We start from the raw sequence: 4,733 nt of genomic DNA, 5'->3' as shown, positions 1-4,733 counted from the left end.
CAACCAAGCCGTCTGAGCCAACCAAGCCGTCTGAGCCAACCAAGCCGTCTGAGCCAACCAAGCCGTCTGAGCCGACGGAACCGACCGAGCCAACGGAGCCGAGTGAGCCGACCGAACCCAGCAAGCCGACGGAACCGACCAAGCCGACGGAACCAACGGAGCCGACCGAGCCCACCGAGCCCACCGAGCCGACCGAGCCCACCGAGCCCACCGAGCCGACCGAGCCGACCGAGCCGACCGAGCCCACCGAGCCAACGGAACCGACCAAGCCGTCTGAGCCGGGTGATGATGACGCGGACGATGACGCTAATGCGGGTGACTCCTCCATTGAGGGTTCGTCCACGGGCGGCATTATCGGCATCGTGCTGCTGGTGCTGGGTGTCCTGGGTGGTCTGGGATTCGCGGCATGGAACTGGATGAAGGACAACGGAATCCGTCCGTTCTAATCCTTGGCGCGATTCGCTGGGCGGTAAGATGCGGGGCATGAAAAAGCTCACGTCTACCGCCTTGGCGGCCGCCCTGTCCGCGTCACTGCTCGTTGCTCCTGTCGCTACCGCGGCAGAGGGCGAGGGATCCAGCTCGTCGTCGAATTCGGTGACGAGGAACCGGGACAACGCGGATCAGATCCCTGACGGATACGAAGTGCCGAAGCAGCCGCCATTCGGCAGTGCATACACCGGTTCGGCACCGATCTCGGTGTTCCTGGCTGCGGCAGCAACCTTGGCGGTGCTCGGTGCGATCGCGCAGTACCCGCCGATCCAGAAGGAACTGCAGAAGGCGAATAAGCAGTGGCTGGCCTTCCAGGACCAGGCGCTGAAGGATCTTCAAAATGTTCTTCCGCTGCCGGGCCAGCAGGGCCAGCAGGGCCAGAAGCAGCAGCAACAGGGCCAGTAGAAGGCGCAATAGAGATACTCCCCCACCTTATGTAGCGCTGATCTGAAAGATTTGTTACATTTGTGACTGTTGTGGTTGCAGTGATTCATGTGAACCTGTGGCGGAAGAACTGCAACTTGAATGGGAATCAACGGTCCCGCGGACACTAAAACGTGTGTTAGCGGGACCTTTTCCTATTGCTGTGGGACGCCACGGCACCAGTTCAACACCACTTACAGCGGTTAAGATGGTGCGCGTGACTGACTTGAATTCGCTTTTGAACTCCCCCACCCGCACCGAGGTCGTCGCCGACCTGACCGAGCTGGCGGAGAAGACCATTGCTAACCAGTCGGGCCTGACCGGCATGGCGTTGAAATCTGCTGTTGGGGCGGCCAAGAAGGCTGATGCAGATGCACTGAGCAAGGGCATCAACCAGCTCATGCCCAGCATCGTTGAGGAGCTCAAGCCCCACTGGGAGGCATACGAAGCTTCCAGCAAGGACAGCTTTGGTGCGCACCTCGCTGACAACGAGGACAGCGTCACCGAGTCCGTGCTAAAAATCGGCGATTCTTTCGCTGACCGCGCACCGGCCCCCGTGCAAAAGGTTTATTCCTCCATGCGCGGCAAGGTAGCCAAGATCGTTGCGCCGGCACTGCCTGATTTCGGCAACATCATCGAGCGCCACGCACAGTAAACGCATTACCGCTCATACTCGATCCACCACCGGATAATTCTTGGTAGCGTGGTCGAGCAAGACACGGGGTGCCCCGCATATGCAGGGCTGAGATCACACCCGCTGAACCTGAACGAATTCGAATTCGCGTAGGGATCGTCTTGGGATCACCCTGTGTCCCCCTAGTTTCACCCAACTGGAAGGACACAAAAATTGAGTAGATTCAGCGAAGAACTGCGTGACACCCACCGGGAAACGTGGGATGCCGCAGTAAACCACCGCTTCGTGCAGGAGCTTTTTGCCGGCACGATCGATGACGGCGTGATGGCCGGTTATCTGGTCCAGGACTACCGCTTCCTGGACAGCTTTTTGCAGCTGCTCGGTGCAGCAATGTCCACGGCGGATGATCTGGCACCGCGCCTGCGTCTCTCCCAGTTCATCGGTGAGGTCGCCGGTGATGAGAACACGTATTTCCTCCGCTCTTTCGAGGCCCTCGGTGTCACCGATGAGCAGCGCGAGAACACTCCGGATTCCCCAGCATGTACCGGCTTCACCGGTCTGATGCGCGAGGCAGCCGAGACCCGCTCGTACGCAGCCGCACTCGGCGTCCTGGTCGTCGCGGAATGGCTGTACCTCGACTGGGCCATCAAGGCCCCAGAACAACGCCCGGAGAGCTTCGTGCACAACGAATGGATCGAGCTGCACGACTACCCCGAATTCCACGACCTCGTCGCATTCCTCCGCAGCGAAGTCGACCGCTTGGGCGAGCGCAGCGAGGAGGACCGCAAGGTCATCACCGAATACTTCGGCCGCGCTGTGGCGCTGGAACTGGACTTCTTCAACAATTCCTACGAGCAACCACTAGAGGTGTAAAAATCATGAATCTTTTGGAACTACTCAAGCAGGACGCGCCCGAGTGGGACGCGTACATCCACCACAAATTCGTTGAGGATCTCGGCGAGGGCACACTCCCCCTCCCCGTCTTCCAGGACTACCTCGTGCAGGATTATCTCTTCCTCGTTCAGTACGCCCGCGCGAATGCGCTTGCCGCGTACAAGTCCCGCACATTGGGCGAGGTCGAGGCCGCAGCGAAGGGTCTGTCCGCCACGATTCATGAGACGAATCTGCACCGCCGCCTCACCGAGCGTTGGGGCATCACCGGCGAAGAGCTGGACCGCGCACCGGAGAAGAAGTCCACGGTCGCTTACACCCGCTACGTGCTAGACACCGGTATGGCAGGCGACCTGTTGGAGCTGCAGATCGCGCTCGCGCCGTGCCAGATCGGATACGCCGAGATCGGCACGTACCTGGAGCCGAAGCTGAAGGAGAATCCGGACCACCCGTATGCAGAGTGGATCCAGGAGTACGCCGGCGATGATTTCCAGAACCAGGCCAAGTACATGACCACGCTTCTTGACGACTTGCTGGGCGTCCCCGCCGAGGAGATCAAGGGTACGAAGCGTTTCGAGCGCCTCGTGGACATCTTCCGCACCGCTACCCGTCTCGAGGCTGATTTCTGGCAGCAGGCACTCGACGCATAAGCAGTTTCGCTTATCGACGTTTAAAGCGGCCGCCCCACCCCGAGCGGCCGCTTTTCTGCGCTACAGAGAAGCTACAAACTTATCTAACCGGTCAGCGACTCGCTCCGGTTTACGTGCCCATTTAGTGTGGCCGAGTCCACCGATGAGCTGTTCAACATGAACATTGTCCGGGTTGAATTTATCCGCCAGATACGCCGCGGACGCGAGCGTGCAGTCATCATCGTCAGTGAAACGTGTCAGCAGGATCGGGACGTCGACGTCCTTCATCCGAGCTTCGTAATCAATATCCTGGCCCTTCAGGTTCGCCAGGGAGTTTGAGTGCGCGAAGCGTGTCCATTCCTTCACATGCACAGCAGACTGGCGGCCATAACCCGCCAAGTCCACACGTCCCGCAGGCCAGTACCCGACGACCGAGGACACGGCCGTCATGAACAAGCTGCCATAGGCCACACGACGTCGGTCCGCACCCACGAAGCTCTCTTTGTAGGGGCTACCGGTGCCCACGCCCATCAGACCCACCACATTGAGTTCCTTCGCCTCCGGACGTGCGAGGAAGAGGGATGCGACCTGACCACCCATGGAGTGAGTGAGCAATAGCGTCGGGTGGTCAACAGGAAGCCCGAGCTCTTCTTTCGCCGCCCGGATCGTTCCCGGATAGTCCTGCGAAGCAGTGTCGTGGTAGCCCCAACGCCCCTTACGCGATGCCTTCGCGGAGCTGCGACCCTGCCCACGAAGTTCACCGATCACCACCGGGTAGCCACGGTTTGCGAGCTCCTGCGCAGTCGGTCGGAAATAACGCGCCCCCATGCCGAAACCCGGCCAGATCGCTACGAGTGGCATCGACTCTTCATCCGTCTCCACTTGGGGAGGAAATACGTATACCGGCGAGGTAGATCCATCCGGCAGGTTCACATAGGCGTTGACGAAGGTGTAGTCGCTTCGATGACTGTTTTCGCTCATGCAGATAGTGTGCCAGATCACAGACCTAGATAAGCGGAAACGGCCGCCCAAGCTCTTGCTTGAACGGCCGTCAGGCACCTCCCGCATGCTCCTCATGAGGAGGATGCGGAGGGATTTTGTTTAGTTCTCAGCAGCCTCGTTGCGGGAGGAACCATTCTCCTTGTTGGAGGAACCGTTGTCCTGCTTGGAGGAGTTGCTGTTCTCGCTCGACTCAGAATCATCGGTCTTGGAAGAACCATCACTACCGATGGAGGTCTTAGCGTCGCCCACCGGAGCGGAGCACCAGTCGTAGAGGACAGCGCCTGCAGCAACCATTGCCAGGATGACACCGGCTGCCTGACCAATCTTCTGGATGTTCGGGTCATTTGCGTAGCCCTGGAGCTGCGCATTGGCCTCGTTCACTCGACGAGCAATCTCGTTGAACTGATCGTTGTTGTGACCACCGTGACCGAAACCGAAGTCCGGAGTGTTACGACGGATCTGCTCCTGGATCTGCGCATTCATTGCGTTGAGCTGACCCTGGACCTGGCCGATGTACGGCTGGACCAGCTTGCCGCCCAGGCCTGCGAGCAGGCCGATCGGGAGGATCCACAGCAGCGGGGAACGCACTGCGTTACCGAAGCAACGCTTCACAGTCTCGTTACCGGAGGAACCCGGCTTGGTCGGATCCTCAGGATCCGTCGGCT

General features: G+C 59.8%; 6 protein-coding genes, 1 pseudogene and 1 riboswitch. Of the genes and pseudogenes, 5 read left to right on the top strand and 2 right to left on the bottom strand.

All coding sequences use genetic code 11. The features are described 5' to 3' along the window. The 5 genes and pseudogenes from Q0X21_RS09995 to tenA all read left to right on the top strand — a co-directional run. Nucleotides 1-446 (top strand): annotated as a pseudogene (locus tag Q0X21_RS09995) (hypothetical protein); the annotation flags it as partial. A gap of 37 nt (nt 447-483) precedes the next feature. Continuing rightward, nucleotides 484-894 (top strand): hypothetical protein, encoded by a 411-nt coding sequence (locus tag Q0X21_RS09990; protein WP_297851729.1) that lies wholly within the window; start codon nt 484-486, stop codon nt 892-894. Nucleotides 895-1,120: 226 nt separating this feature from the next. Then, nucleotides 1,121-1,567: a DUF6918 family protein gene (locus tag Q0X21_RS09985; RefSeq protein ID WP_297851728.1), complete on the top strand. Its 447-nt coding sequence runs from the start codon at nt 1,121-1,123 to the stop codon at nt 1,565-1,567. A gap of 54 nt (nt 1,568-1,621) precedes the next feature. Continuing rightward, nucleotides 1,622-1,720, top strand: a riboswitch (TPP riboswitch). Nucleotides 1,721-1,759: 39 nt separating this feature from the next. Next, nucleotides 1,760-2,419, top strand: a complete 660-nt coding sequence (locus Q0X21_RS09980) for a TenA family protein (protein WP_297851727.1) — start codon at nt 1,760-1,762, stop codon at nt 2,417-2,419. A 5-nt stretch (nt 2,420-2,424) separates the two neighbouring features. Beyond that, on the top strand, nt 2,425-3,087 hold the full coding sequence (gene tenA, locus Q0X21_RS09975; RefSeq protein WP_297851726.1) for a thiaminase II: 663 nt from the start codon (nt 2,425-2,427) through the stop codon (nt 3,085-3,087). Between the two features lie 60 nt (nt 3,088-3,147). Here the strand turns inward: tenA and Q0X21_RS09970 are convergent, their stop codons facing one another. After that, the gene (locus Q0X21_RS09970) at nt 3,148-4,047 is read right to left on the bottom strand and encodes an alpha/beta fold hydrolase (protein WP_297851725.1); all 900 of its coding nucleotides are present in this window, start codon (nt 4,045-4,047) and stop codon (nt 3,148-3,150) included. Nucleotides 4,048-4,167: 120 nt separating this feature from the next. Then, the coding region (locus Q0X21_RS09965) for a hypothetical protein (protein ID WP_297851724.1) at nt 4,168-4,733 on the bottom strand (566 nt) is incomplete at its 5' end.

The sequence above is a fragment of the uncultured Corynebacterium sp. genome, from assembly GCF_947253065.1.
GTDB lineage: Bacteria > Actinomycetota > Actinomycetes > Mycobacteriales > Mycobacteriaceae > Corynebacterium.
This window is presented reverse-complemented; position numbering and strand designations above follow the sequence as displayed.